We start from the raw sequence: 25259 nt of genomic DNA on the forward strand, positions 1-25259 counted from the left end.
AGGTTCTTACAGTTTTCAACACCTACTTACTTAAATACAGTACAAGATGCAAGTCAATAAATCTCATCAGTCTGTGGTTCTTGAAAAAGAGGCAGCAAAAAAGTTGAAGTTTGGCAAGAATAGTGGGTTTAAGACAGAACTAAAACGAAGGGTTGACGAACTTTTTCAAAATCCAGATCGTAAGGCTCGTGATTGTCCGCAAATGTATGCGAAAACCATTATCTTGTTGTTTAGCTTTTTCGGATTATATTCTCTATTAGTTTTGGTAGCTCAGACATGGTGGCAGGTAATTCCCTTGTGCATTATGCTCGGTGTCGTTACCGCAGGCATTGGTTTTAGTATTCAACATGACGGCGGACATCGCGCATATTCCGATTCGCTATGGGTTAATAAGCTCATGGCAATGAGTTCAGATTTGATTGGTGCCAGTTCTTATATTTGGCATTGGAAGCATGATGTTCTCCATCATACCTATACCAATATTGCTGGTTATGACAAGGATTTGGATGTGGGAATCTTTGGGCGATTTTCTCCTTCTCATCCGCACTTAGCCTTCCATCGTTGGCAACATTATTATTTGTGGTTGTTGTATGGATTGCTAGTCATTAAGTGGCATTTTTATGATGATTTTTATTGTCTGATCACTGGCAAAATTGGCGATCGCCGCTATCCACGTCCTAAGTCCAGTAATCTAGTGATATTTTTTGGTGGCAAACTGGTATTTTTCGCGCTTGCCTTTGCGATTCCGTTACAATTTCATGCGCTATCGCAAGTTTTAGCGAGCTATGGATTAGTAGCTTTCACCTGGGGAGTAGTGTTGAGTATAGTATTTCAATTAGCTCATGTGGTCGAAGAAGCCGATTTCCCATTACCAATTGCCGAGTTGGATCTCATTGAGAAAGATTGGGCGGTGCATCAGATCGAAACAACGGTAAACTTCTCTCGGAATAACCATTTGATGACATGGTTTCTGGGTGGATTGAATTTCCAAGTCGAGCATCATTTATTTCCCAATATCTGCCATATTAACTATCCTGAACTATCTAAAGTCGTGGAGCAGACTTGTCGAGAATATGGAGTGAGATATAACCAACATAGTTCTTTTTGGTCAGGATTATCATCCCATTATCGTTGGCTACGAAAAATGGGAACTACTGTTTAGATTTTTTGAATCTTTTTCGGCAATAACGCTCGATAATGGTTCGGATATCTCGGGCATAATCTTAGGGCAAACGCATCTTAATGCGCTCCCAATAAAAATGATTGACCACGTAATTTCCGCATGAAAGTCTCGATACTAAAAAACATAATTAATATCTAGTAAGGTATTGGCTGACTTTTGCAACTTTTTTGTCCTGTACTAAGATTTGAGAGTTAAAAAGCTGTGCTAATCATCTTTCAGGCTATGGATGCGGCGGGAAAAGATAGCACGATTAAGCACGTTATGTCAGGTATTAATCCTCAAGGATGTCAGGTGCATAGCTTTAAAGCGCCATCTACAGAAGAGTTAAATCATGACTATTTGTGGCGATGTTCTAAGGCTTTACCCGAAAGAGGAAGAATTGGCATTTTTAATCGTTCTTATTACGAAGAAATTTTAGTTACAAGAGTGCATCCAGAAATTCTAGAGCAGCGCCCACTCCCCGTTAGAGGATGTCTGAAAAGTAGAGCATCAGGCTAAACGTCTCAAAAGAGTGCGAATCGAGGCAATGTGAGTCCTAGCCTGAGTTTTTTCAGGAGAAGACTCGTAATCTCGGTTTAAGCGCCGACACCAAGTCAAGCAGCCAAGATTTCGCTCGATTTAACCGTTTTTCGGCTCAACTTCATCAAAACTTCAGCAAAACCGGTGTTATTGTAAAGAGTTCATGAAACCGTCCCAGCGGCACTTGCGTGTTTTGTCATACTTAGTAATACTGACATTAGATACTAAATCAAATTCGCTAGGGTTTCTGATTACATCATGCTCAAATCACTATCTCTCGTGACCGTCGGCGCTACCGTTATGGCACTGGGAGCGATCGCTCAAGCCGAAGCCGCTTCAATTGTTCAACCTCAATCGGCTTCAACAGATATGGGAGAAAACTTTCCTTTAGTTCATAGTATTGACCAATCTGGATTGTCCGTTGGGTATACCACTGGTGTGACCGACTTTGATACTTATTTGTCAGGAAATCCCACACACACTTCTGCACGAGGAACAGATTGGGTTTCTTTAGATCCCACTGGATCGGTGACATTCGATTTTGGCAATGTTCTCAACCTGGAAGGGATGGCGTTATGGAATTTTTCAGCAAATCCCCCTTTTGGCGTATCAGACTTCGAGTTATTGGCTTCTTCTACTGGAAATGCTGGCAGTTTCATGAGTTTAGGTTCTTTTAATGCTAATACACAGTCTCAACCCAGCTCTGCCCAGGTATTCAATTTTAATCCCACCGCCGCCCAATTTATCCAGATGGATATTCTGAGTAATCATGGTGCTTCTCGCACAGCAATTGGCGAAGTTGCGTTTAAGACGGTTGACGTTACGCCTGAACCTGAACCCGTTCCCGAACCTGCGATGATTTTCGGTTTGTTGACGACCTTGGGATTGGGTGCGTTGTCCGCGAAAAAGACTTCCAAAAATGCGGAAGGCAAATAACAATTGATGAATATCGCGATCGGCTCAACGCGAAATCTCGACGACCACACGGCGAGCAATCTCTCGGCGGCGACGATCCGCTATCAATCATTTAGAGGTTGAATAGCTTTGACACTCCCACGCCGTAAACGGCGGGGATTCTTGGTTCAGCGAGTCCATTTAATACAGATAGGTTGCCCTATCTATACCAGAGATGAATTCTCCCCAAGCGTTTTGCTCCATTTCAGAAACCTGTTTGGGTATGCCCTACCCTACAGTTCAAAACCTAAAATCTTGGTTTCTCTGTACTTGTTGCGTTGCGCGCTAATAAGCGCACAAGCTTTCCCGTGCGGAACCCCATAACTTCAGTGCGTCAAGGTGCGTTGCCTTTCGGTGACTGGGTTTTTAATGTGGTTGATTACCCTTTCCACAAAAGAAAGTTTAACATAAAGCCGTCCTAAAGGACGAGGCTTGTATCCCAATTTTTTCGGTCAAGGTGCGTTGCCTTTCGGTGACTGGGTTTTTAATGTGGTTGATTACCCTTTCCACAAAAGAAAGTTTAACATAAAGCCGTCCTAAAGGACGAGGCTTGTATCCCAATTTTTTCGGTCATGTGTTGAAGGATTTTATAGAGATTCCAAATAAGACTGAAAGAAAAAATCTGGGTCGAACTTAGGTAGGGTGGGCGATTCATTGCTCGCTCTACCTCTCGTTTTTAAGTAGCCCCAGAGAAAAAAAGGAATGTGTGTAAAGGATTATTTCAGACCTCGAAGGTTGACATACTTAACAGAATGTCCGTGGCGCTCTCCTCGGGCTTCGAGTCCCTCGGTCACGTGAAAAGCCAATTCGGACTCGGATTCAAACATCTGTCCGACTAATTCATCACGTTTAAGATGCTCCCACTCCAATTCAATGGGATTCATTTCGGAACAGTAGGGTGGCAAGAAGAAAATGACCCCCTTTTTTTGAGAGGATGTCTGAAAAGGGTGAGGGAGATAGAACAGCAGAAAAGCTAGCAAGGGTTTAACCTGTCAAGTATCGAAACCAACAGAGCCTCACTAGCCATGACTCCATCTTATCCCACCGACCTCAATGATGCTCAATGGGAGATCCTCGAACCGTTGCTGCCAGCGGCTCACTCTGGAGGTCGCCCTCGCTCAGTCGCTCCCCGAGCCGTCGTCAATGCAATTCTGTATGTCCTCAGTGCTGGATGTGCTTGGCGTTTGTTGCCTCACGATTTCCCTAAATGGAAAACCGTCTACCATTACTTTCGGCAATGGCGTAACGAGGGCATCTGGCAACAAGTACCCGAACGTTTACGACAATGGGTCAGGACAATCGAAGCCGACCGCCCAGCTTCCCCGAGTGCCGGAGTGGTCGATCGTCAATCGGTCAAAAGCGGTACGATGGTCTCGAAGGAAGTCGGATACGACGGCGGCAAACAAGTCAGAGGCCGCAAACGGCACGTTCTCGTCGATACCTTGGGTCTGTTAGTGGTGGCTGTGGTTACAGCAGCCAACGTTTCGGAAGGGGCCGGATTGAAAAAACTCTTACTTCGAGCCAGAGAACGGCGAGTCAATCTCCAACGCCTTATTGTTCTCTACGTTGATGGAGGATACCGCGGCGAAGCACTCTTCGAGTGGGTCATTAAGACTTTTCGTTGGGTACTTGAATCGGTTTTACGTCCCCCAGGGACAAAAGGTTTCGTTCTCTTGCCCAAACGTTGGGTGGTCGAGCGCACCTTTGGCTGGTTTACCTGATGCCGACGCTTGAATCGAGATTACGAATATTCCACTCAAAGTGCTGAGGCTTGGATTTACATTGCCTCTATCCGCCTTCTTCTCAGGCGTTTAGCCTGAACCCCAACACTTTTCAGACATCCTCTTAGCATCGTTGACAATGATATTTGGAAGCGTCGCTTTGAGGAAATCAACAACTTTGAGAAACATCTGGTTAATAATGGGACGATTATCCTCAAGTTTTTTCTCAATGTATCTAAAGAGGAGCAAAAAGACCGTTTTTTAGAACGGATTAATCGCCCTGAAAAGAATTGGAAATTCTCTGAAAATGATGCGAAAGAGCGTAGTTTTTGGGATGACTATATGGCTGTCTATGAGGATATGTTCAATCACACCAGTACGACATATGCGCCTTGGTACATTATCCCCGCCGATCATAAATGGTTTACTCGTCTGGTTGTGGCGGGTATCATTTACACCCAGTTAAAGGAACTGAACCTCAAGTATCCTAGTCTCAGTAAAGAGCAACATCAGGAACTTTTAAATGCGAAGGAAATTCTGGAGAGTCAGAAATAAGGATGAAAATTAGTTGATTTTAGCGATCGCCAGTATTGTGAGTCGTGATTTCTAGGCGATCGCACTTAACCAATAAAATCGGCAATCGCATTAATAAACATCCCAAAAATCAGATAATTAAAAATTCATCATGTTTAAAAGCAAAAAGGCGCGTTGAGTAACGCACCCTACAAGATCAGCGATCGCACTGATTATTTAGCTTGATCTTGTTCTCAAGTTAGATTGTTATACAAGACGATATTCGTATAATTCTCTATAGATTTCATTACACTTGGAAAGAAGATCATGAAATCGCTCCGGGATGTCATCAGTTTTCGGTTTGTAGGGGTGAAACTCAGTTGAACTTCTTACTGTGTCATACCATTGATATTGAGACCAAGTGTCATTGGTTGGATTACCCTTAGACCAGTTTAGCATTACATCGGTGAATTCTACTTCTACTGCTTCGCAAAGTAAAGACAAGATACGGCGCGGGTTTTTCTGTAGATCGCGAGCATCGATGACGGGCGGAATTTTACCCGTGTGGTTACGGATCATGTCAAACAATTGCTTTAGTCGTAATATTCCGATGGTCTCTAATGTCGGATTAGGCCATAGTTGGATATATGAAAGAAGCATATCCCGTGGCTCACGAATCAGAAAGCAGTTTGTCAATTTGGTAATCCAATCAATATCCATGTGTGGTAGAAGTCGATAGACCATAAATTTTTGATAATAGATCGACTTTTCATTTGGTATTAACCCTGTTGTCAGTTGCTCCACGACCTTGATCCAATCTGTTTCATAGTGGTTGAGCACTTCATCTATCCCTGGGTCTTTCCTATCACTACATAATAGATAATGTGGATAAAATGGCTCGTCATGCACGAAAGTATCTGGGCGATTTCCCCAAGAGCGCATCATAACTGTTGAAAGACATCGTGGACAAGCCCACATACCAATACGTTTAAGTTGAATTGCCATTAAATCAAATTCCTCTTTCTGGTAATCCTGGATAGTAATGATAAGTGCAGATTATAGTATTATAGTGATGTATGAAGTTCCAGATTACTTAAATGTGATGACTTAACTTTTTAGAAAAAAGTAATTTTGTATCACAAGTACGGTATAACCCAATAATTAAACTATTAAACGAATTTGTCTGCATTAATATACTCATCAATGTTGGTATAGAATAGCGTGACTTCCTCACCTTTGTTAATATCTTTTAGTGCGATTAAGTGAGACCATAAACCAATTTCATTTTCGATCCACTCTACACGCGCATTAGGCTTTTTTTCATGATTGCAAAGAGAAGCTAAACCAAAAATCAGATATCTCTTCACATCTTTACTTTTGCCATATTCTGATAGTTGTACAAAGTAATACTTGAAGACTTCTGTTTCAGAAATACTTTGTTTTTGTTCAAACGGAAAAATTTCTACAGGAGCAACTTCAAGTAATGTTCCTTTGGGAATATCCTGTGTGGCAATAATTCCTCGGCCTTTATTAAGAATTTTTTTGACTTCAATCATTGATGATCTCCTCCTATAGATAAATCTTTAACATTAATCGACAACAACTTATCGGAACTCATCAACAAAGCTTACCATTTTTGCTTGCCTAATCTCGACTAGAAACAGACAAACTCAACGGACTTATCAGTTAGGCATGACGACAATGGCGCATATGTGGATTAAATTGGTGTCAGAGACTCTTCCCGAAATAGGATTAACGTCCCAAATACATGGCGCAATTTGATTCTTGAGTCCAGTAATATTATCGTCTTCAATTGCACTGTTTTCCAATTTTGAATAGAATGCCCTAAGAAGAAGCAAGAGTGAGGTGATACGCTGTTGCCCATCGATAACTTCAATTTCAATCTTTCCAGATTCATCATTTATATGGTCGTTGATAATCAGGAATAATGAATTTTGTTCCCTGCATTTCAGAAAATAGGCTACTTATACTTTTTTTCGTGACGTTAAGTTCCGCCATATTTTACTCCTTAAAAAATCATTCCTTCTGAACCCTGATATGATATCATCTTATGTCTTTGTAACACAACCACGTAAGATATCGACCAATCGCCTCAATGATCTATCTGCTAAAGGTTTTGCGGTATGCGATCGCTATTCCTGTGAGTCGTGATTTTTAGGTGATCGCCGTATCCGTCAAAAAATTAGCGATCGCATTGACAACATTTACGCATCAATCAAGACATTCTTCAAGGATTGTCTTGCTAAATCGATAAAAACGTTTTCTAGAACGGATTAATCGCCCTGAAAAGAATTGGAAATTCTCTGTAAATGATGCGAAAGAGCGCAGATTTTGGGATGACTATATGAGTGTCTATGAGGATATGTTCAATCATACGAGTACAAAATATGCTCCTTGGTACATTATCCCCGCCGATCACAAATGGTTTACTCGTCTGGTTGTGGCGGGTATCATTTACACACAGTTAAAGGAACTGAACCTCAAGTATCCAAAGGTTAGTAAAGAACAACATCAAGGACTTTTGAATGAGAAGGCAATGCTTGAAAGTCAGAAATAGGAACAACAATCCTTTAGCTGAGACTAACTCATGCTTCTTTCTGATGTCTATTTCTGCTGGATCAGCATCATTTTTGCTGCTTAACGGGATAGTAATTAATGGAATTTATGTCTAGATTGTGAATCCTTGATTTCTAATCAATAAAAATCAATATATCAAACAAATCAAACAATGTAAATGAGAAATAAGTGTCAGAATCATACCTATTCATTCAACATCTTTTGATTGGGTAGCAAAAAGCATTTTCACACTAATCAATCACTATTTAAGAGCCTCAGTTACTTGAAGTGCAATTCATTTTGTACGTTCGGCATAGCCGAAAAAATCAGCAAAGATTTCTGCAAATCAATAGCTAAATACCAAAGGAATCCCCATGGTGAAACCCGTTGCTCATCGACCCAAAGCTTCCAAAGCAAGTCCTGATCCGAAAGACGATCTGAAAACCCTGCCGATGGATCAACTAGAGGCAAAACTAGAGTCGTCACCAGAGGGTCTCAGTCAAGACGAGGCGAGTAAACGGCTGAAGCACTATGGACCGAACGAAATTAAAGAAGAGAAAACTAATCCATACCTGAAATTCCTCAGCTATTTTTGGGGTCCCATTCCCTGGATGATCGAGGTGGCCGTAATTCTATCAGGTGTAGTTGGACATTGGCCAGATTTTTTCATCATTCTGCTGTTGCTGGTTGCTAATGCCGTAGTCGGCTTTTGGGAAGAACACGAAGCAGGGAATGCGATCGCCGCCCTGAAGTCTAAGCTGTCCGTTAAGGCGCGGGTGAAACGGGATGGAAAGTGGATCACACCGCCGTCCCGTGAATTGGTTCCAGGGGATGTGATCCGCTTGCGTTTGGGCGACATTGTGCCAGCAGATGCCCGCCTGCTAGAGGGTGACTCAGTGAAGGTGGATCAGTCGGCACTTACGGGCGAATCCCTGAGCGCCACTTGTAAACCAGGCGAGGCTGTCTTTTCTGGTTCAATCATTCGCCAGGGTGAAATTGAAGCCCTCGTCTATGCTACGGGTGAGCATACCTACTTCGGCAAGACGGCGCAACTGGTGCAAACGGCACACACCACTAGCCACTTTCAAAAGGCAGTTTTGAAGATTGGTAATTACCTGATCTTTCTGGCGCTGGCGCTGGTGACGTTGATTGTTACCGTCGCAATTTCCCGGGGCGACCCGCTCCTCACTACGATGCAGTTCGCGCTGGTGCTGACCGTGGCTGCGATTCCGGTGGCAATGCCGACGGTGCTATCGGTGACGATGGCAGTGGGTGCGCGACTACTCGCAAAGAAACAAGCGATCGTCAGCAAGTTAGTGGCGATCGAGGAATTGGCGGGTGTGGATATGCTATGCGCGGACAAGACGGGCACGCTGACCCAAAATAAGCTGACCCTGGGCGATCCGTTTTGCGTCAACGATCTTTCTGCCGAGCAAGTGATTCTCAATGGGGCGCTGGCATCGCGTACTAAAAAACAAAGACGCATTGCAGGGCTATCAGATTGAACATTTTCAGCCCTTCGATCCGGTGCATAAACGTACGATCGCGCCCACATCCAGACCCTAATGTATTTAAAACTGTCTGTAGCCGGACATCTAACTATCTTCCTGACCCGCACCCAAGGCCCCTTCTGGTCGATTCGCCCCGCAAAAATTCTATGGATTGCCGTTCTCGGCACCCAAATTCTAGCCACACTGATCGCTGTGTATGGGGTATTTATGACACCCCTGGGCTGGGGTTGGGCACTGTTGGTTTGGGGCTATGCGCTGGTATGGTTTCTCGTAAATGACCGCGTGAAACTGCTCACCTATTGGCTTTTGAGCTTGCTACGATCAAGACGCAGAAGACGTCTCAACATGGCTTGAGGGCGGTGAGCAGGGTTTACGAGGCTAATTTCACCACCAGCCAATATTCTTACCTGCAAACAGACCTATGAACGCGCCTACAGCCTGATCAATACCGTTTACCACGGTTTTCTCATGCTTCAGCTGTCCAGACTGGAGCAACCACTGCCAAAGCATTTAAGGCAGCTCTTAAAGTTTACCCTACACATTCGAGTCGATTCAGATTCCGAATTGCAGCTATAATATGAGTAGAGTCAGTGCGAGCTTTTCCCTGAGATTTAATGAGTTTCAGTTGTTGGCAGCGTTCTAATATTTTGTCGAGTAATATTGAGTTCTCCATGCTTAAAAAAACATGGATTCGTGCGCGGAATTGTTACACGGATTAAAATCCGCTTCACAATGCTTTCGACAAGATTTAGAAAGATTATCCAAAAAATATCGATGTGGCACACTCAAAGATGCCCTAGCGATCTTAGCAAGTTGCTGTGTCGTTACTTTTATTTTGCGGATTATATTGGCACTGCCGTTACAATCGGCGTTAATTAGTTGTCCTTTAGAATCTCTGTATAATCCTCTTTTAATTCGCTTTCCTGATGCTTTCCACCCTGAGGGTTTTTCACCGAATGTAGGCAGAGTATCAGCATCTAAAAAACTAGCTTTCGAGGTGTAATATTCTTCAGTATCAATAAATTCTATCCCTTGCTGTTCACCGAGTTGAGCAGTGCGGGATTTTAATGTTGCCGTCGGAACATGAACAAAATACTGGTTATTTTTCTTCCCAATGTTGATGCTGTCTTTGCTCCGTTTATTCCACCCAAAAACAATTGTCTAAACCTTGTTATTGAGACACCAGTTGACGATGAACCTGGCAGCTTTATTAATATTATCACGCATTTGGCGATTGCGGTTTTCTGTTATAGCTGCTAGCTGTTCATCCCAGTATCCTTGCTCAGTCTGATTACTTACTAACCCCATGTCAGATCACTTACACCAAATTTTAATTGTTGATGATGAACCTGCAAACCTGATTTTATTAGAAGAACTGTTAAAATCAGAGGGCTATGAAATCCTCTTAGCTGCATCGGGAATCGAGGCATTACAACTGGCAAAAACGACATCGCCTGATTTGGTTTTGTTGGATGTAATGATGCCTGAAATGGATGGGTTTGAAGTTTGTGATAGTCTCCGAAAAGATGAGCAGTTGAAAGTTACACCTGTTATTTTTCTGACTTCATTAGATGATGAACAGTCCCAAATTAAAGGACTGGAATTAATGGGAGATGATTATATTACAAAACCATTTAATAGTCGTTTACTTTTAGCTAAAGTGTCGAGTCTCTTGCAACTCAATCAAATGCGAACCCAAACGACACAAGTTGATAGCCAGAGGATTTCAGATGATCATAATGAGGGTTCAGTGTCAGTAGAGGTTGATGAAGATGCTTCGGAAAAATTACGGTTATTTGTTCCTGAACAGTTTCTAGAACGGATTGCGCCTCAAGGTGTTAACTCGATCAAATTGGGTAACTTTACAGAAGAAGAATTAACGATTTTATTCTGTGATATTCGAGGATTTACAACGATTGCTGAGTCTCAAACCGCCAGTGAAACGTATCAGTGGTTAAATGTATTTTTTAATCAAATGAGTCTTTGTATTGACTCTAACTATGGCTTTATTGATAAGTATCTCGGAGATGCAATTATGGCTGTTTTTGATCGAGAACAGTTTCATCAGGAAGATGCACTCAATGCAGCAATAATTATGCAAAGAAGCCTAGAAAAATTTAACGAAGATCGCGATCAATTTCAAATTCAAGAGCCTTTAAAAATTGGCATTGGGATTAATACAGGAATAGGAATGATCGGTACATTAGGTTCAGAAAGCCGGATGGATTCAACGGTTATCGGTGATGTGGTTAATACTGCTTCTCGCTTAGAAGGATTAACTAAAAGCTATGGTTGCAAAATTATAGTCAGTGAAGAAACAATCTTTTATAAAGAACAGTCTTTAGAAAAAACTGCATTAACGGATGCAAAATTTACGGATAAATCTGAAACAAATTCTAGTTCATTTTATTATCGATGGCTGGATAAAGTTGCGCCTCGGGGAAAGCAAAAAGCGATTAAAATCTATGAACTCTTTGGAAATCAAAGTCATCTGATTGATTCAGATAAAACCCAAACCTTAACTCTATTTGAAAACGGAGTAGAAGCTTGGCAAACCGGAGAATTAACCCAAGCTTTATTATACTTTAAGCAGGTGATCGAACAAGATCCCACTGATATTGTCGCAGAACTCTATATTCAACGGTGTCAAGAGCAACTCAAAGTTGATGGTTAACTGTGTTCGCTTCAGTGGGAATCAACAAGATCAAGAACTCCGTATTAACTTCCCCAAGAGTCAATAATACTCTGTAAAGATTCTCCGGCTTTTTGCCAATTCTGGGCTAAATCGGTACTGCGATCTTTTTTGAGAAATTCGGCTTCTTTTTGACAATGAGAAGCAAGTCCTTGAATCACGCTTTTAAGACCATGTTCTTCAATCAGTAGATTGAGAGAATGGGTTAACTTTTCGTCTTTGGGTTCTACCATAATTTGACAAGGTTTTTAACTAAAAAGAGTTGAGAACTGACATAATTCATTGTACCAAAAGAAGTTCAATAATTTAGGAATGGGGAGTAGGAAAGTCTGTTCGCCCAGCCTGTCATTAGGTGCCGCATCTCACTCCTTGATGAGAAAAATCAGTAGAGTTAGGAAAAATGAGCCAGCATTTTGATTATAAGGGTGACGAGTGACTGTTGACTGTATGAGAATCTTCGAGTGCGTAAAATCTAGCACATTCTAACTTTTATTGAGTGTTTATTGATACATCAGAAAACCCGGAAAACCCCGTTTTCAGAATGCTTAGACTCGGGTAACAATGTTAAATATATTACTTTTATCGGCAAACCCGAATAGGAGCTTGTGATCATGAACCAGGGTATACCACAGTGTCAAAATTTGCAAGAACAGGTTGAGAGTCTACTGGGACTGCTACACAGTGAACCAACGCTGCGACAGCAGGATGTCAGTGGGGTACGCGCCGCCCTCGATAAAGTGATTTCTCCCACGTTTGAAATTGTCTTTGCGGGGGCTTTTAGTGCGGGTAAGTCGATGTTAATTAACGCACTGTTGGGGCGGAAACTCCTCTACAGCGCCCAAGGACACGCCACTGGAACTGAATGTTATATCCGGTATGCGGAACAAGATCAAGAACGAGTGGTGTTGACTTTTTTGAGTGAAGTTGAAATTCGCGAACAGGTCAAAACGTTATGTAAATTATTAGATTTACCGCTTGTTGGCAATATTAATCAACCCGAAACCGTCAAACATTTACAACAGCAAGCCAAAGCTATTTTAGAACTCGAAGGCGGTGAAGCCCGTTCGGAACGTGCTAAACAAGCGAAAGCTGTAGAGTTGTTATTACAAGGATTTGAAGCTAACCGCGATCGCATTCAAACCCTGAATAATGCAACTTATTCTATGGAGCATTTTAACGCAACAAATATCGAAGAAGCAGCACAATATGCACGTCGAGGAAATAATAGTGCAGTTCTCAAACGAATTGAATATTATTGTTATCATTCTTTGCTGAAAGATGGTAACGTGATTATTGACACACCGGGAATTGATGCACCTGTTCAAAAAGATGCTCAAATTGCTTACGATAAAATAGAAAATCCAGAAACTTCGGCAGTTGTGTTTGTGTTGCGAACGGCTTCAACGGGAGAATTAGCAACAGAAGAAACCGAACTTCTCGAAAAAATGCAAGGAAGTTCAGGAATTCGCGATCGCGTGTTTTATGTGTTTAACTATATCGACGCAACTTGGTTTGATGATCAGTTAAAATCTCGCTTAGATTATCATCTCAGAACACAATTTCGCGAGACAACTCGGGTTTACAAAACAAGTGGGTTACTTGGGTTTTATAGCAACTTAGTTCAACAACAAACCTATCAGTCTGATCGCTGGGGTTTAGATTCAATTTTTGGGGAGACTGTACACAGTGAAAATGGAGTTGAAAATACACCGCAGTTTGTGAATGAGTTTAACCGTTACTGTTTGGTTTCAGGACGTTTACCCTCGAGTAAGTTTCCGATTCCTACTCAGGTTTTAGTTGCAGATCGTCCGAATGAAAAATATACTGCTATTCTCAATTCTTTGGGAAATTCAGTGTTAGAACATCTGATCAAAGATAGCGGCGTTGAAGAATTTCGGGATGCAATGACTCGGTATTTGATGGACGAAAAACGACCGCAGTTGTTTGAAGTGTTAGCCAATGATTTACAACCTGTTTGTATTAGTTTGCGGGAATCTTATCTAAAAGCTTGGCGGGAGTTAGAGAGTCAACCCCATGAAGTAGATGCACTCAAAGCACAAAAGTTAAAACAGCTAAATACCGAACTCAAACAAATTGGCGATGATTTTTGTCAACACATCGAAAAAGAGTTAAATATAGTTGTGGCGAGTGATGAAAATTTAGCCTTTGAGGAGGATTTCAAAAAGCTTCAACGACGGATGATTAGTCGCTTGGATGTACTGATTAGAACCTTCTCTGTTGGGGAGACTCATAAACGCGCCCAAGCCAGCCATAAACGCAATGCAGTTGTTCCCATTATGGGAATTTTAGCTGAGGCTTTCTATTATCTAGCCAATGAGTTAGAAGTGGTTTTGGAGGATGCGTCTAAGGAGTTGATAGATAATTTCTTTTATCAACTTTATGAACGAGTTCGTAAAGCAGATTATTACAGCAAATTGTATCGTTTATTGGGGAATGATAACGGGGTTGAACAGAATTTAAAACATTGGTGTGAACAGGCGAAAGCAGCCTTAGTGAATGAGTCGAAAACGGAATGCGATCGCTATATTCGAGAACGTCCTGAATTTTATTCAGAGGGAACGGTTTCGGTGTTTCAATTGCGTCAAGTTTTACAAGAAGCTTGTCAGGGTTATGACTATGAAAGTATAGTCAAAGCTGAACCTGCTATTCGTCAATTGTTGAAGATTGATTTTGATCCAAAAATTGGTGGAACGATTCTCCGAACTTACCGCCCAACGGTGAATAAAACGTTGATTCATTATTTGTTAGAACCGTCTCATCAATTGGCGACTCATATTTTGCAACAGCATGATAAAGCTTGCGAACATTTAGCAAAAACTTTGGATAAAGAAGCGTCTGAACAGTTGATGGTGAATGAGAAACAAAAGGTAGCATTGAAGGAAAAAATTGAGGCTTACAACAAATCAGTTAAAGGAATTAACCAGTGTTTAGAAATGATGCGACTAGATCGCAAAACGTTACCGGAAATTTCGGATATGGATTTGTTGACTTTACCTGTGGTTGTTGAGGTGATTTCGACGGATAGTTTACAAGAAAAACTGGCGGAGATTTCTGAGTCAGAAAATGGATCTGTTTCGCCTAAAAATGGATTAGTTTTGTCTGATATATAAGACTGAAAACCTCTCCCCAAACTCCTCTCCTACGAGATTAAAATACCTCTCCCCTAACCCCTATCTATCCCCCCTTGATCCCCCCTTTGAAAGGGGGGTAAGGAGAGGGGAGTAAATAGAAAGGTTTTTATTAGGTTGGTGGGGGTAAATTTAATTAATAGCCTCCTCCTTTTAGGGGGAGGTTGGTGGGGGTAAGATCGTTTTGTATGATGTAAAAAACTAGGAAATTTGGTCAAATGGAAGATAATATTACTCTGCAAAACTGTAGTGAGAATGATGTAATCTCATTTGAGGATGAAACTTATAAACTTAGCAGTTTAAAACATAAAATTATTGCTGTTTTAACGGGATGGGTAGCTGAGAATTTTGTAGATGATTTAGAATCAAGAGGAGTTAAATGTGCTTCTATTAATAAGTCAGAAAGTCAACTTGAATTTTCTAATGGAGAGTGGTTTAACGAAGGAAAAAAATGTGAAATTTTAAAACTCGGTTCAACGGGATGGAAAAAGGGAAAAGTCAGGTTAAAAGTTATTGTTGAGTTTTGTCCTGATGAACCCGAACTTTCTGAACCCGAGTCACCTTTAGATGATTTACGTCAGAAGTTAATGGAAAGTGAAACGCCGGATAATTAATTCGATGAAAAGTAGGGGTGTATGGCATACATCCCCAGGCATTTGTATTTTAGGAAAATAAAAAATGAATGAAAAAACACCCAGAATCATGATTCCACAAACAGTCAGAAAATATGTTTTTGAACGGGATAGTTATTGTTGTCAAAGTTGTCAAAAAACAAACTTAGAAACAGAATTAACGATTGATCATATTATTCCCTTAGCCAAAGGTGGAAGCAATGATATCAGCAACCTACAAACCCTTTGTCGAAGCTGTAACCTCAAAAAGAGACATTATCTAGATCCTCGGTTCCAGCGTCGTTATACAGACTAACCCCAATGTTGAGAAAATTGTGCGATATTGAAGTGAGTAAAATTATCTTGTACACTACTAAATCGCTGATTGGATGGAGAGAAAATGAAAATACGTCGCCAGCAATTACATAATTTAGTTGACCAAATGCCGAAAGATGAGTTAGAACGGGCTTGGGAACTCCTGACCACGTTATATTATGATGCTTATATGCTAAAAGCGATTCAATATGCTCAAAGAACCTTAAAACCGGGGGACTCTTTCACCACCGAGGAAGCAATGCGAGTGCTTTCTAATGATTATATGATGAAACTTTAAGCAATAATATTATCAATAATATTATCAAATCAAACTTTAATCGATTTATTTGTACGACTGCTGAATTTTTTGTGAACCTTGACGTGCGTTATGCTCGATCTTTCTTGAGAGACTTAATCAGTTTAGAACCCATAGTTTATAAACGGGTGTATGATTTTGTCTTTGTTCAATTCCAGCAACTGGATAACTTATACAACTTACCCGAACTGCATTCGTTGGACTCCAGCCGGATTTTTTATCGCTTTACTCTTGATGATTATTTTATTGGTATCGAGGTAACGGGTCAAATTGTTAAGTTTATCCGAATTTTACCGAAACCTGAAATTTAATAGTGTTGTGAAGTCTTCAACTCATCTGATCTTTTGTCTAGGATTGATGTGAATAAGCGATAAAATCTTTAGATTTGGTAAATGAGACACCTTCCTCCTCCAAGACTAATGCTAAATTAAGGGCGGTTGTGAGAGTAGACTTGCTCTAGCTGACCACAACCTAACGTGATCTGGAAAAATTGGGCGCTCTGCTCCAGCTTTTCTGGTTAACGGCAGTTTGAGCGAATTCTGCATTAGCTTTTGTAATTAGCGGAAGACGATACTATGGATGCCTCAGCACTTTGGCAACGCTACCAAGATTGGTTATATTATCACGAAGGCTTGGGGTTATACCTCGATGTGAGTCGCGTGCGCTTCGATGATTCCTTTTGTACGTCGATGAAGCCGAAATTTGACAAAGCGTTCAAAGACATGGAAGCCTTAGAAGGCGGAGCGATCGTGAACCCCGATGAAAACCGGATGGTTGGTCATTACTGGTTAAGAGATCCAGAAATTGCTCCGACACCCGAAATCAAACAAGAAATTGTTAGTACCCTCGAAAAAATAGAAGCCTTTGCGAAAAAGGTTCACACCTGTCAGGTGAAACCCCCAGGTGCGCCCAAATTTACCGACTTACTCTCCATTGGTATTGGTGGCTCGGCACTCGGGCCGCAATTTGTCGCACAAGCCTTGACACCAGACTCTCCCCCCCTCAAAATTCATTTTATTGACAATACTGACCCGGATGGCATTGATCGAGTGTTGGGTGAGTTAAAAGATAGACTCAGTAGCACTTTAACTCTGGTGATTTCTAAGTCGGGCGGCACTCCCGAACCCAGTAACGGGATGAAAGAAGCCAAACACGCCTATGAAACTCAAGGCTTAGATTTTAGCAAACACGCGATCGCGACAACTGGAGTCGGCAGCCAACTCGATCAACTCGCCAAGTCAGAAGGTTGGATCGATACCTTTCCGATGGCAGACTGGGTGGGGGGACGAACTTCGGAACTCTCGGCCGTCGGCTTGTTACCTGCGGCATTGCAAGGGATTGATGTTCGCGCCATGCTAGAAGGGGCGAAGGTCATGGATGCGGCGACTCGTAAACCTGACTGGAAAACCAATCCCTCGGCGTTACTGGCTCTGAGTTGGTACTATGTGGGCAACGGTAAGGGCGAAAAAGACATGGTTGTACTGCCCTACAAAGACAGTTTGCAAGTGTTTAGCCGCTATCTACAACAGTTGGTGATGGAGTCTTTGGGGAAAGAAAAAGACCTCGATGGCAATGTTGTTAACCAGGGGATCGCGGTTTACGGAAACAAGGGTTCGACGGATCAACACGCCTACGTCCAACAGTTGCGTGATGGAGTACCCAACTTTTTTGCGACTTTTATTGAGGTGTTGCAAGATCGTCTTGGGCCGTCCCCGGAAGTTGAACCGAATGTCACCGCAGGAGATTATCTCTCGGGATTTTTGCAAGGAACTCGACAAGCGTTGTATGAAAATCAGCGGGATTCGATTACAATTACAATCCCAGAGGTAACGCCTCGCCATGTGGGTGCGCTGATTGCTTTGTATGAACGAGCGGTGAGTTTGTATGGGTTCTTGGTGAATATTAATGCTTATCATCAACCCGGAGTCGAAGCTGGAAAGAAAGCCGCAGCCACTGTCTTGAACTTGCAGCAAGAACTGTTGAAAGTGTTAAAAGCAGAAAAGGCTGGACTGTCTTTAGAGGCTTTGATGAACAAAGCAGGTGCTTCTGAAAATATCGAACAAGCCTACAAGATTCTGCGACATCTCGCCGCCAATGATCGCGGTATTGTGTTACAAGGAAATCTGGCTCAACCTGCAAGTCTAAAGGTCAGCTACAAGGCTTAAGTTCATTGAGTAAAAATAGACATTGTGAGTGGGGGATCAGAGAAATCAACCCCCTCACTCTACTTTCTTAATTGGATTTAACCCCAAGACAAGGTATAATTAATAAGCTTAACAAATGTAAGCGATAACGTTTGCTTGTTTGATTTAGTCAAAAAAGGCTGAATTCAAAACGATCAACGCTAAGTCATATTTCCTATTTGAATTTTCAGTCCCCGTCCTATGCCCCTAACGATATTGGTTGTAGATGACGACTTCGGGACTCGTCTCTCGATTAGTGATTATCTTGAAATTTCAGGTTACACTGTGATTTCTGCTGAGAATGGTCAGGAAGCTCTTGAGTTGGTAGATAAACACAAACCTCACCTGATCGTCACCGATATTACTATGCCTGAGATGGACGGCTATGATCTCGTTAAGCGTATCCGTTCTCGTCCAGCTTTTCGTCTGCTGCCTGTGATTTTTTTAACCGCTCATACCGCCATTCAATCCCGAATTCGGGGTTATCAATTGGGTTGTGATAATTACTTACCCAAACCTTTTGAATTGGATGAATTGGGGGTAGTAATTCGGGCTTTATTAGAGCGATCACAATTGATCGAGTCAGAGTTGCGAAGTCGAGTGAGTGAGTCTCCGGTGGTGACAAATGGAGCAACTTCTACTTTCTCTCATGAGATTAGTTTAACTGAGCGAGAACAACAAGTTTTGGATCTCCTAACAGAAGGGCGCTCCAATGTAAAGATTGGCGAAAAACTGCATTTAAGTCCAAGAACAATTGAAAAATATGTCAGTAGTTTATTGAGAAAAACAGAGAGTAATAACCGAGCAGAATTGGTGCGATTTGCCCTGAAAAATCACTTGATTGATTAGAAATGGGAGGGGGTTAATTTAACGGATCAAACTAAAAAAAATAGCCGCCAGTACAATTAAACCTAAAAGAGCTAAGGGAACCCAAAAGCTAGAAAGTTCGATCATGGTTTTTGCAATCCGTCACTTCTCTTTTAAAATATAAGGCAAAGGTAAACAGGAGAACCAACAATGGATGTTCAAGAGTTGGTAACGTGGCTACAAGAACGAAGTGCTTTGAGCTTGCTCAAGCGAGAGATTCTAGAGGCGATCGCTTCCCAACTCGAACACCGCAGGGTAGAAGCCCAAAAAGCGATCGTCACAGAAGCAAAATCGCCAGAGGGACTCTACATTCTGCAATCAGGTCATCTCGAAGCCCAAAGCGCTCAGTTGCGTTCCTATGGCTTATTACCCGGATCTGCGATCAATCTTCAAGAACTTTTGCTCAATAAACCTGTTCGACAAACACTGGTCACTTTAAGTGAGTGTGAATTGTGGTTGATTAAAACAGAAACATTTAATCAATTGGTGAGTCAATATCCGGAAATTTCTCAGGCGTTTTCTCAGCAATTAGTTGAGGAAGTCGAGGCGTTATCTTCTCAACTGGTTTATGAACAGGAACGACTCCTGATTTTACAACCCTATTTAGTCCCGAAAGCGAGACGGGGAATTGTCGGAAGAAGTCGCTATGCGGTTCGACTGCGATCGCAAATTAAACAAGCTGCAAAAAACCGTCAGTCTGTGCTAATTTTTGGAGAACCGGGACTCGAAAAAGATAATATTGCGGCGTTAATTCATTTTGGTTCATCAGAGCGGCGTAAACCTCTAATTAAAGTCGATTGTAGCACTTTACAAACCAGCGGTTCCGAATTATTGGGTCGGGTTGGCGGAAAACCCGGATTAATTGAAGCATTGGGCGAAGGAACCTTAATTTTTAATAATGTACATGATCTTCCCCCTGAACTTTTACCTGTAATTATTAACCTTGTAGCAACGAAAACCTACACTCCAGTGAGTCGTCAGGGAGAACCTCCTGGTTCGACTAAAACCTGTGAAGCTCAAATTATTATTGTCTCTGAAAAAGCCATATCAGAACTCAATTCTATTGTCGATAATCTGATTAAAGTTCCGCCGTTGCGGATTAGAAAAGCAGACTTAGAAGACTGGGTAAAATACTATAGTAGTTTGATTTGTCGAGCGAAAGGAGTGGAAAAAGTTCGCGTGACTCCCGAAGCTTTACGACGACTGCAAGCCTACGATTTTCCTAATAATTTACGAGAACTTCGCAACTTGGTTGAACGGGCAATTATTCAGCTACAAGGAGGTTTAGAAATTACCGAAGAAATTATCTGGCCGTCGCAAACCAAGAAAAAACAATTTCGTCTAAACTTACTGAATACTTATCCCAGACTTCGCCATTTTCTTCGCAGTCCTTGGTGGCCGGATTGGATTAATTATGGTTTTACTTTAACTGCATTTGCTTTAATTATTGGAGTTTTATTTTTTGGCCCGCAAACCCGTTCAGAAAATTTTGCTTTAAATTTATTTTGGGCTTGGTGGTGGCCGATTGTTTTAATTCTCTTTCCATTTTTAGGGCGAGTTTGGTGTGCAGTTTGTCCGTTTATGATCTATGGAGAAGTCACCCAAAAATTATCGCTGTGGTTGTTTCCTCGCAAGCTAAAACGATGGCCAAGAGAGGCTGCTGAACACTGGGGCGGATGGTTTTTGTTTGGATTATTTGCTTTAATTTTACTCTGGGAAGAACTCTGGGATTTAACAAATACGGCTTATTTATCAGCTTGTTTACTGCTGTTAATTACGGCGGGAGCGATGATTTTCTCTGCTCTATTTGAACGGCGTTTTTGGTGTCGTTATCTCTGTCCGATTGGGGGCATGAATGGGATGTTTGCTAAACTTTCAATGACGGAATTGAGGGCGCAGCAAGGCACTTGTTCGGCAGAATGTACCACCTATCAATGTTACAAAGGAGGGCCAGAAAAAGGCGAAGGAATGGCAACTAATGGCTGTCCATTGTATTCTCATCCGGCTCAATTAGAAGATAACCGAGACTGTGTTTTGTGTATGACTTGTCTTAAGGCTTGTCCTCATCGTTCGGTGGAGTTGAATTTACGTCCACCTGGAATTGAACTGTGGACAACTCATGTTTCTCGCAGTTATGAGGTGGCTTTATTATTTTTGATGTTGGGAGCGGTTTTTTTACATCATCTTCCTGAGTTACAAACACAGTTGAATTTACCTTGGAATTTACTTCAGCCTCAACCTCATTTATGGATATCGGTGATGGTTTTGAGTTTACCTATATTTATACCGCTTTTGGCTCATCTTTTCATCCAAGGAATTCATCTGGTTTTTCTGAATTTTAAATCTCGCTCATTTGTGGAATTAGCTTATGGATATTTACCGTTGGTTTTAGCGGGGAATTTAGCCCATTATCTGCGGTTGGGATTATCAGAAGGGGGACGTATTCTCCCGGTGGCGTTGGCGACTTTTGGTTTAGATGGAGAGGGATTACCTGTATTAGTCGCTCATCCGGCTGTAATTGGTTTTTTACAGGGAACAGTATTGATATTTGGTGAAATTACGGCTATCGTTTTAACGCAGAAAATTGCCCGTCAATCTTTTAAGTTTTTATTGCCTCAGCACCTAGCAATTGGAATTTTAACGGTGTGTTTATGGCAAGTGATTGTCGGATATTAACAGAGGTATTAACTCAGTTTTGAGGTTTGAAAAATGGGAATTTCGACCTGAAAAGTTGTCCCTTTGCCCCATTCAGAAAAACACTGCAAATCCCCTTGATGCTTTTGAATAATACTATAACTAATAGATAACCCTAAACCGATGCCTTGACCAACGGGTTTGGTTGTAAAAAAGGGATCAAACACTTTATTTTTTATTGTAGGGTCAATGCCTTTACCATTGTCTTGAATCTGAATTTGAATCCGTGAATTTTGGGTTAAATATTGAGTGTGAATCGTTAAAATGGGTTCGGGTACATCAGACTCATTCAAAGCCTCAATTGCATTGGAAATTAGACTCAGAAAAACTTGATTGAGTTGACCTGCGTAGCATTCAATTTGGGGTAAATCATCATAGTCTTTAATCACTTTAATTTCGGGACGTTTTGCTGCGGATTTCAGTTTTCGTTGCAGCATCATTAATGTATTATCTATTCCAGCATGAAGGTCAACCCATTTCATTTCTGATTCATCGAGTCGAGAAAAATTGCGTAAAGAAATAATAATCTTAGAAATGCGTTGCGTTCCGGTTTGCATTGAATGAAGAATTTGAGGTAAATCTTCTCTTAAAAATTCTAGTTCAATCTCTTCTATTTTAGTTTCAATTGCTGAGGAAGGATGGGTCAACTCCTGTTGATAGAGTTGCAGTAAGTCGAGTAAATCTAGGGTATATTGATGGAGATGATAAATATTAGCATGAATAAAATTAACCGGATTATTAATTTCGTGGGCGACTCCTGCCACTAATTGTCCCAAACTTGACATTTTTTCAGTCTGAATGAGTTGGGCTTGAGTCTTTTTTAGTTGATGAAGTGTGTCTTCAAGTTCTAGATTTTTGTCTTTAATTTCTTGAGTTCGTTGTTCGACTCGTTGTTCTAATGTTGTATTGTAGTGTTCTAATTCTTCGTGAGATTGTTTTAAGTAGGCTGTCATTTGATTAAATGTACTCGCTAACGTTCCGACTTCATCTTGAGACTCAACTTTGGCTTTGACTTCAAAATTGCCTTCCATAATGCGAGTTGTTACATTGGTGAGTCTTTGAATCGGAAAAGCAATTGTTCTCCGCAGAAAACTAGCCATCACAATTGCTAAAATTAATGTGATTATTCCCACCCCTAAGGCTTTCCACTGTCCCAAAATCAAGCTTTGATGTCCAGCACTTAATTCAGTTGTTAGTAGTCGTTGTTGCTCTGTTACAATGTTATCAAGTAAGTCTAACATTTCGCTAGCAAGGGGTTCAACTTCGGTTTTAAAAAGGTAGAGATCTTCTCGATATCGTTCATTTTCTACCGCTTCAAATATTTTTTGTTTCAGGAAATTAAGTTGTTCTCTAGAGTCGGCAATGGATTGAAAGTTTTTCTGTTGATTTTCTGTGAACAAATCTTGATTGAGTTCTAAAACTTCCCAAGCGGTTTGATTATTGCGTTGTTGGGCAGAATACTCATACCGAAATGTCGAATTTGTAGTGGTAATATAACTTTGTAAAGCCGCAACCATTAATGTAAAAGAACTTTCAAACTCTGCCATTGAGAGAATCAGGTTTGTATTGGTTGTGGAAGTATATTGTTGTTGCTGCTCCTCTTGCATCTGATCAAGTTCTTGCAAAATACCACTAATCAATAATTTTCCTTCTTGTTCATACAAGCGCAAAGCAGGTTGATTGACTAAGACATTATCTTTTAAGATAAATAATTGTTCGGGTAAACCTGACCAATCTTGATAAATTGTATGCAGTTCATTTAATTGTTTTTGATTTTCAACTGAAGAAGGTTGTTCAGCCAGAGCAATTAATTGGATTAAATCTTTTTCAAAATTTTGTCGGGATAGTTGATATTGATCGCGAAATTCCGATTTTCCTGTTGCTAAATATCCGTGTAAACTCGACAGCATTCTGAGCAAATTGGCTTGAGCGTTACCGGAACTCACAACAGTGGGAACTCGTAAAGATTCTGTCCGCTTGATACTGATTCTGGCTTGTGTACTGCCGAAATAGTTAAACCCTACAATAGAAAAGGTTAAAATAACGAGAGTTCCAAAACCTATACTTAACTTTCGTTTGATACTCAGATTTTTTAAAGAATATATAAATAATTTGGGTGTGAATGAAGATTGGGCTAACTGAGAATGATCATCAGAGGATTGATGGAAAAAAGTCTGTAAAAAATAATGTTTATATTTTGATAACATTGAGGATGATTTTTGCTTCGTCTTATTGGTTTTGGGTGCCCGCATAGCCAATTAAGGATTAATGGTTTTAAATGGAAAACTAACGAAGCCGAATTCATTAACCCGATGCCATTGATAAACTTGGGAACGAAAGGCTTTCCACTGTTGATAAATTTGTTTGAAAGTTGAATCTTGACTGGCTTTGTCCTCGTACAACTCAAAGGTAATATTTTGAGCGGCTTGCAAAATTTCTGGACTAAATTCTCTGAGTTCTGTTCCCCCAAATAATAAACGTTGCAATGCTTGACCATTTGCTGCATCGTAGTTTGCCAACATCTGGTTATGGGCTTCGGATGCTGCAACTTCAAAGGCTTCTCGATATTCTGAAGGTAATTTTTGCCACTCTGCTAAATTCACTTGAAATTCATAGGTGGTTCCAGGTTCCCACCATCCCGGAGAGTAGTAAAAAGGGGCAACTCGGTTTAAACCTAACTGCTCATCATCGTGAGGGCCAACCCATTCTGCTGCGTCTAACTTTCCCTGATCGAGAGCATCAAAGATTTGATCTCCGGGCAAAACCTGCACCTCCATTCCCAAGCGAGCCATCACCTGACCCCCTAAACCGGGAATTCGCATTTTTAAGCCTTTCAAGTCATCGAGGGTGTCAACTTCGGTTTTAAACCATCCGCCCATCTGCGCCCCGGTACTTCCCCCTGGAAAATTAATGATCCCCCAGTCGGCATAGAGGTTTTGGATCAGTGCTAAACCCCCGCCAGCTTGTAACCAGGCGTTTTGCTGTTGGGCGTTTAAACCAAAGGGAACTGTGGTGGCAAAAGCTAGGGCTGGAAGGCGATCAACATAATAGTAACTGGCGGTGTGGCCACATTCAACGGTTCCGGCTTCGATAGCGGCTAACACTTCTAACCCGGAAACAATTTCCCCTGCGGCATAGGGGGTAATGGCAAATCGTCCGTTTGTCAGGCGACTGACTCGTTGACAGAGTTGTTCGGCGGTACCAAAGGTGAAGTTGAGGGATTTTGGCCAACTGGTTGCCATTCGCCAGCGCACAAAGGGTTGGGCTGGAGTTGAGGCGGGTTCAGATTCGGTAGTGGGTTTGGGAGTACAGGCGGCGATCGCTGTTGTACTAGCTGCGGCTAGGCTGCTATGTTTGAGAAAAGTGCGACGCTTAATCACTTCAAATCAGAGTTAAATAAAGGGATTATCAATGAATTATCTGTAAATTGATACTGACCCTGATGCTTTATAAA

21 protein-coding genes and 2 pseudogenes are annotated in these 25259 nt (G+C 41.4%); 17 read left to right on the forward strand and 6 right to left on the reverse strand.

The genetic code is table 11. The features are described 5' to 3' along the window. Window positions 1-46 precede the first annotated feature (46 nt). The 3 genes from L8106_RS02850 (at window position 47) to L8106_RS02860 (ending at window position 2638) form a co-directional block, all read left to right on the forward strand. On the forward strand, window positions 47-1162 hold the full coding sequence (locus L8106_RS02850) for an acyl-CoA desaturase (protein ID WP_009782673.1): 1116 nt from the start codon (window positions 47-49) through the stop codon (window positions 1160-1162). 222 nt (window positions 1163-1384) lie between these two features. After that, a complete protein-coding gene (locus L8106_RS02855) occupies window positions 1385-1681 on the forward strand; it encodes a hypothetical protein (protein ID WP_232228420.1) in 297 nt (98 codons plus the stop codon). A gap of 279 nt (window positions 1682-1960) precedes the next feature. After that, window positions 1961-2638 carry a PEP-CTERM sorting domain-containing protein gene (locus L8106_RS02860; protein WP_009782675.1) on the forward strand — a complete coding sequence of 226 codons (678 nt, stop codon included), beginning with the start codon at window positions 1961-1963 and terminating at the stop codon, window positions 2636-2638. Between the two features lie 734 nt (window positions 2639-3372). Here L8106_RS02860 and L8106_RS34150 read toward each other — a convergent pair. Further along, window positions 3373-3636, reverse strand: a complete 264-nt coding sequence (locus L8106_RS34150; RefSeq protein WP_140409281.1) for a transposase — start codon at window positions 3634-3636, stop codon at window positions 3373-3375. A gap of 45 nt (window positions 3637-3681) precedes the next feature. On the opposite strand from L8106_RS34150, the pseudogene L8106_RS02865 reads away from it, so the two are divergent. Both L8106_RS02865 and L8106_RS02870 read left to right on the forward strand, forming a co-directional pair. Then, window positions 3682-4476, forward strand: a pseudogene (locus tag L8106_RS02865) (IS5 family transposase). Window positions 4477-4521: 45 nt separating this feature from the next. After that, window positions 4522-4932 (forward strand): hypothetical protein, encoded by a 411-nt coding sequence (locus tag L8106_RS02870; RefSeq protein WP_071941363.1) that lies wholly within the window; start codon window positions 4522-4524, stop codon window positions 4930-4932. A 225-nt stretch (window positions 4933-5157) separates the two neighbouring features. On the opposite strand, the gene L8106_RS02875 is transcribed toward L8106_RS02870, so the two are convergent. Both L8106_RS02875 and L8106_RS02880 read right to left on the reverse strand, forming a co-directional pair. Continuing rightward, window positions 5158-5895, reverse strand: a complete 738-nt coding sequence (locus L8106_RS02875; RefSeq protein WP_009782679.1) for a hypothetical protein — start codon at window positions 5893-5895, stop codon at window positions 5158-5160. A gap of 164 nt (window positions 5896-6059) precedes the next feature. Continuing rightward, window positions 6060-6446 carry an SET domain-containing protein-lysine N-methyltransferase gene (locus L8106_RS02880; RefSeq protein ID WP_009782680.1) on the reverse strand — a complete coding sequence of 129 codons (387 nt, stop codon included), beginning with the start codon at window positions 6444-6446 and terminating at the stop codon, window positions 6060-6062. Window positions 6447-7177: 731 nt separating this feature from the next. Here L8106_RS02880 and L8106_RS02885 point away from each other — a divergent pair. The 4 genes and pseudogenes from L8106_RS02885 to L8106_RS02900 all read left to right on the forward strand — a co-directional run. Continuing rightward, a pseudogene (locus L8106_RS02885) lies at window positions 7178-7468 on the forward strand (hypothetical protein); the annotation flags it as partial. 373 nt (window positions 7469-7841) lie between these two features. After that, window positions 7842-8972, forward strand: a complete 1131-nt coding sequence (locus tag L8106_RS02890) for an HAD-IC family P-type ATPase (protein WP_009782682.1) — start codon at window positions 7842-7844, stop codon at window positions 8970-8972. Window positions 8973-9663: 691 nt separating this feature from the next. Beyond that, window positions 9664-9981 carry a hypothetical protein gene (locus tag L8106_RS34400; protein WP_156803567.1) on the forward strand — a complete coding sequence of 106 codons (318 nt, stop codon included), beginning with the start codon at window positions 9664-9666 and terminating at the stop codon, window positions 9979-9981. 303 nt (window positions 9982-10284) lie between these two features. After that, window positions 10285-11652 (forward strand): response regulator, encoded by a 1368-nt coding sequence (locus L8106_RS02900; protein WP_009782687.1) that lies wholly within the window; start codon window positions 10285-10287, stop codon window positions 11650-11652. Window positions 11653-11696: 44 nt separating this feature from the next. On the opposite strand, the gene L8106_RS02905 is transcribed toward L8106_RS02900, so the two are convergent. Then, window positions 11697-11903 (reverse strand): hypothetical protein, encoded by a 207-nt coding sequence (locus L8106_RS02905; RefSeq protein ID WP_009782688.1) that lies wholly within the window; start codon window positions 11901-11903, stop codon window positions 11697-11699. A 378-nt stretch (window positions 11904-12281) separates the two neighbouring features. On the opposite strand from L8106_RS02905, the gene L8106_RS02910 reads away from it, so the two are divergent. The 8 genes from L8106_RS02910 (at window position 12282) to L8106_RS02945 (ending at window position 21787) form a co-directional block, all read left to right on the forward strand. Then, window positions 12282-14801 (forward strand): dynamin family protein, encoded by a 2520-nt coding sequence (locus tag L8106_RS02910; RefSeq protein ID WP_009782689.1) that lies wholly within the window; start codon window positions 12282-12284, stop codon window positions 14799-14801. 236 nt (window positions 14802-15037) lie between these two features. Next, window positions 15038-15433, forward strand: a complete 396-nt coding sequence (locus L8106_RS02915) for a KGK domain-containing protein (protein ID WP_009782690.1) — start codon at window positions 15038-15040, stop codon at window positions 15431-15433. 64 nt (window positions 15434-15497) lie between these two features. Further along, window positions 15498-15746 (forward strand): HNH endonuclease, encoded by a 249-nt coding sequence (locus tag L8106_RS02920; protein WP_009782691.1) that lies wholly within the window; start codon window positions 15498-15500, stop codon window positions 15744-15746. An 84-nt stretch (window positions 15747-15830) separates the two neighbouring features. Beyond that, the gene (locus tag L8106_RS02925) at window positions 15831-16043 is read left to right on the forward strand and encodes a hypothetical protein (RefSeq protein WP_009782692.1); all 213 of its coding nucleotides are present in this window, start codon (window positions 15831-15833) and stop codon (window positions 16041-16043) included. A 71-nt stretch (window positions 16044-16114) separates the two neighbouring features. Continuing rightward, complete coding sequence (locus L8106_RS02930; protein WP_039895376.1) at window positions 16115-16372, forward strand: hypothetical protein; 258 nt, start codon at window positions 16115-16117, stop codon at window positions 16370-16372. Window positions 16373-16636: 264 nt separating this feature from the next. Next, window positions 16637-18226 carry a glucose-6-phosphate isomerase gene (locus tag L8106_RS02935; protein WP_009782694.1) on the forward strand — a complete coding sequence of 530 codons (1590 nt, stop codon included), beginning with the start codon at window positions 16637-16639 and terminating at the stop codon, window positions 18224-18226. Window positions 18227-18445: 219 nt separating this feature from the next. Further along, window positions 18446-19093, forward strand: coding sequence for a response regulator transcription factor (locus L8106_RS02940; RefSeq protein WP_009782695.1), 648 nt, complete (start codon window positions 18446-18448; stop codon window positions 19091-19093). A 168-nt stretch (window positions 19094-19261) separates the two neighbouring features. After that, window positions 19262-21787, forward strand: a complete 2526-nt coding sequence (locus L8106_RS02945) for a sigma 54-interacting transcriptional regulator (RefSeq protein ID WP_009782697.1) — start codon at window positions 19262-19264, stop codon at window positions 21785-21787. Between the two features lie 8 nt (window positions 21788-21795). On the opposite strand, the gene L8106_RS29295 is transcribed toward L8106_RS02945, so the two are convergent. Both L8106_RS29295 and L8106_RS02955 read right to left on the reverse strand, forming a co-directional pair. After that, complete coding sequence (locus L8106_RS29295; protein ID WP_083798360.1) at window positions 21796-24057, reverse strand: ATP-binding protein; 2262 nt, start codon at window positions 24055-24057, stop codon at window positions 21796-21798. Window positions 24058-24063: 6 nt separating this feature from the next. Continuing rightward, a complete protein-coding gene (locus L8106_RS02955; protein WP_039895427.1) occupies window positions 24064-25182 on the reverse strand; it encodes a TRAP transporter substrate-binding protein in 1119 nt (372 codons plus the stop codon). Between the last annotated feature and the right edge of the window lie 77 nt (window positions 25183-25259).

Source organism: Lyngbya sp. PCC 8106, assembly GCF_000169095.1.
Classification (GTDB): Bacteria; Cyanobacteriota; Cyanobacteriia; order Cyanobacteriales; family Microcoleaceae; genus Capilliphycus.

What these genes read in the sequence shown, in the direction of transcription:
- L8106_RS02850 (WP_009782673.1), top strand. Translation starts at nt 47, where the DNA reads ATGCAAGTCAATAAATCTCATCAGTCTGTGGTTCTTGAAAAAGAGGCA.
- L8106_RS02860 (WP_009782675.1), top strand. Translation starts at nt 1,961, where the DNA reads ATGCTCAAATCACTATCTCTCGTGACCGTCGGCGCTACCGTTATGGCA.
- L8106_RS02875 (WP_009782679.1), bottom strand. Translation starts at nt 5,895, where the DNA reads ATGGCAATTCAACTTAAACGTATTGGTATGTGGGCTTGTCCACGATGT.
- L8106_RS02880 (WP_009782680.1), bottom strand. Translation starts at nt 6,446, where the DNA reads ATGATTGAAGTCAAAAAAATTCTTAATAAAGGCCGAGGAATTATTGCC.
- L8106_RS02890 (WP_009782682.1), top strand. Translation starts at nt 7,842, where the DNA reads ATGGTGAAACCCGTTGCTCATCGACCCAAAGCTTCCAAAGCAAGTCCT.
- L8106_RS34400 (WP_156803567.1), top strand. Translation starts at nt 9,664, where the DNA reads ATGGATTCGTGCGCGGAATTGTTACACGGATTAAAATCCGCTTCACAA.
- L8106_RS02900 (WP_009782687.1), top strand. Translation starts at nt 10,285, where the DNA reads ATGTCAGATCACTTACACCAAATTTTAATTGTTGATGATGAACCTGCA.
- L8106_RS02905 (WP_009782688.1), bottom strand. Translation starts at nt 11,903, where the DNA reads ATGGTAGAACCCAAAGACGAAAAGTTAACCCATTCTCTCAATCTACTG.
- L8106_RS02910 (WP_009782689.1), top strand. Translation starts at nt 12,282, where the DNA reads ATGAACCAGGGTATACCACAGTGTCAAAATTTGCAAGAACAGGTTGAG.
- L8106_RS02915 (WP_009782690.1), top strand. Translation starts at nt 15,038, where the DNA reads ATGGAAGATAATATTACTCTGCAAAACTGTAGTGAGAATGATGTAATC.
- L8106_RS02920 (WP_009782691.1), top strand. Translation starts at nt 15,498, where the DNA reads ATGAATGAAAAAACACCCAGAATCATGATTCCACAAACAGTCAGAAAA.
- L8106_RS02925 (WP_009782692.1), top strand. Translation starts at nt 15,831, where the DNA reads ATGAAAATACGTCGCCAGCAATTACATAATTTAGTTGACCAAATGCCG.
- L8106_RS02935 (WP_009782694.1), top strand. Translation starts at nt 16,637, where the DNA reads ATGGATGCCTCAGCACTTTGGCAACGCTACCAAGATTGGTTATATTAT.
- L8106_RS02940 (WP_009782695.1), top strand. Translation starts at nt 18,446, where the DNA reads ATGCCCCTAACGATATTGGTTGTAGATGACGACTTCGGGACTCGTCTC.
- L8106_RS02945 (WP_009782697.1), top strand. Translation starts at nt 19,262, where the DNA reads ATGGATGTTCAAGAGTTGGTAACGTGGCTACAAGAACGAAGTGCTTTG.
- L8106_RS29295 (WP_083798360.1), bottom strand. Translation starts at nt 24,057, where the DNA reads ATGCGGGCACCCAAAACCAATAAGACGAAGCAAAAATCATCCTCAATG.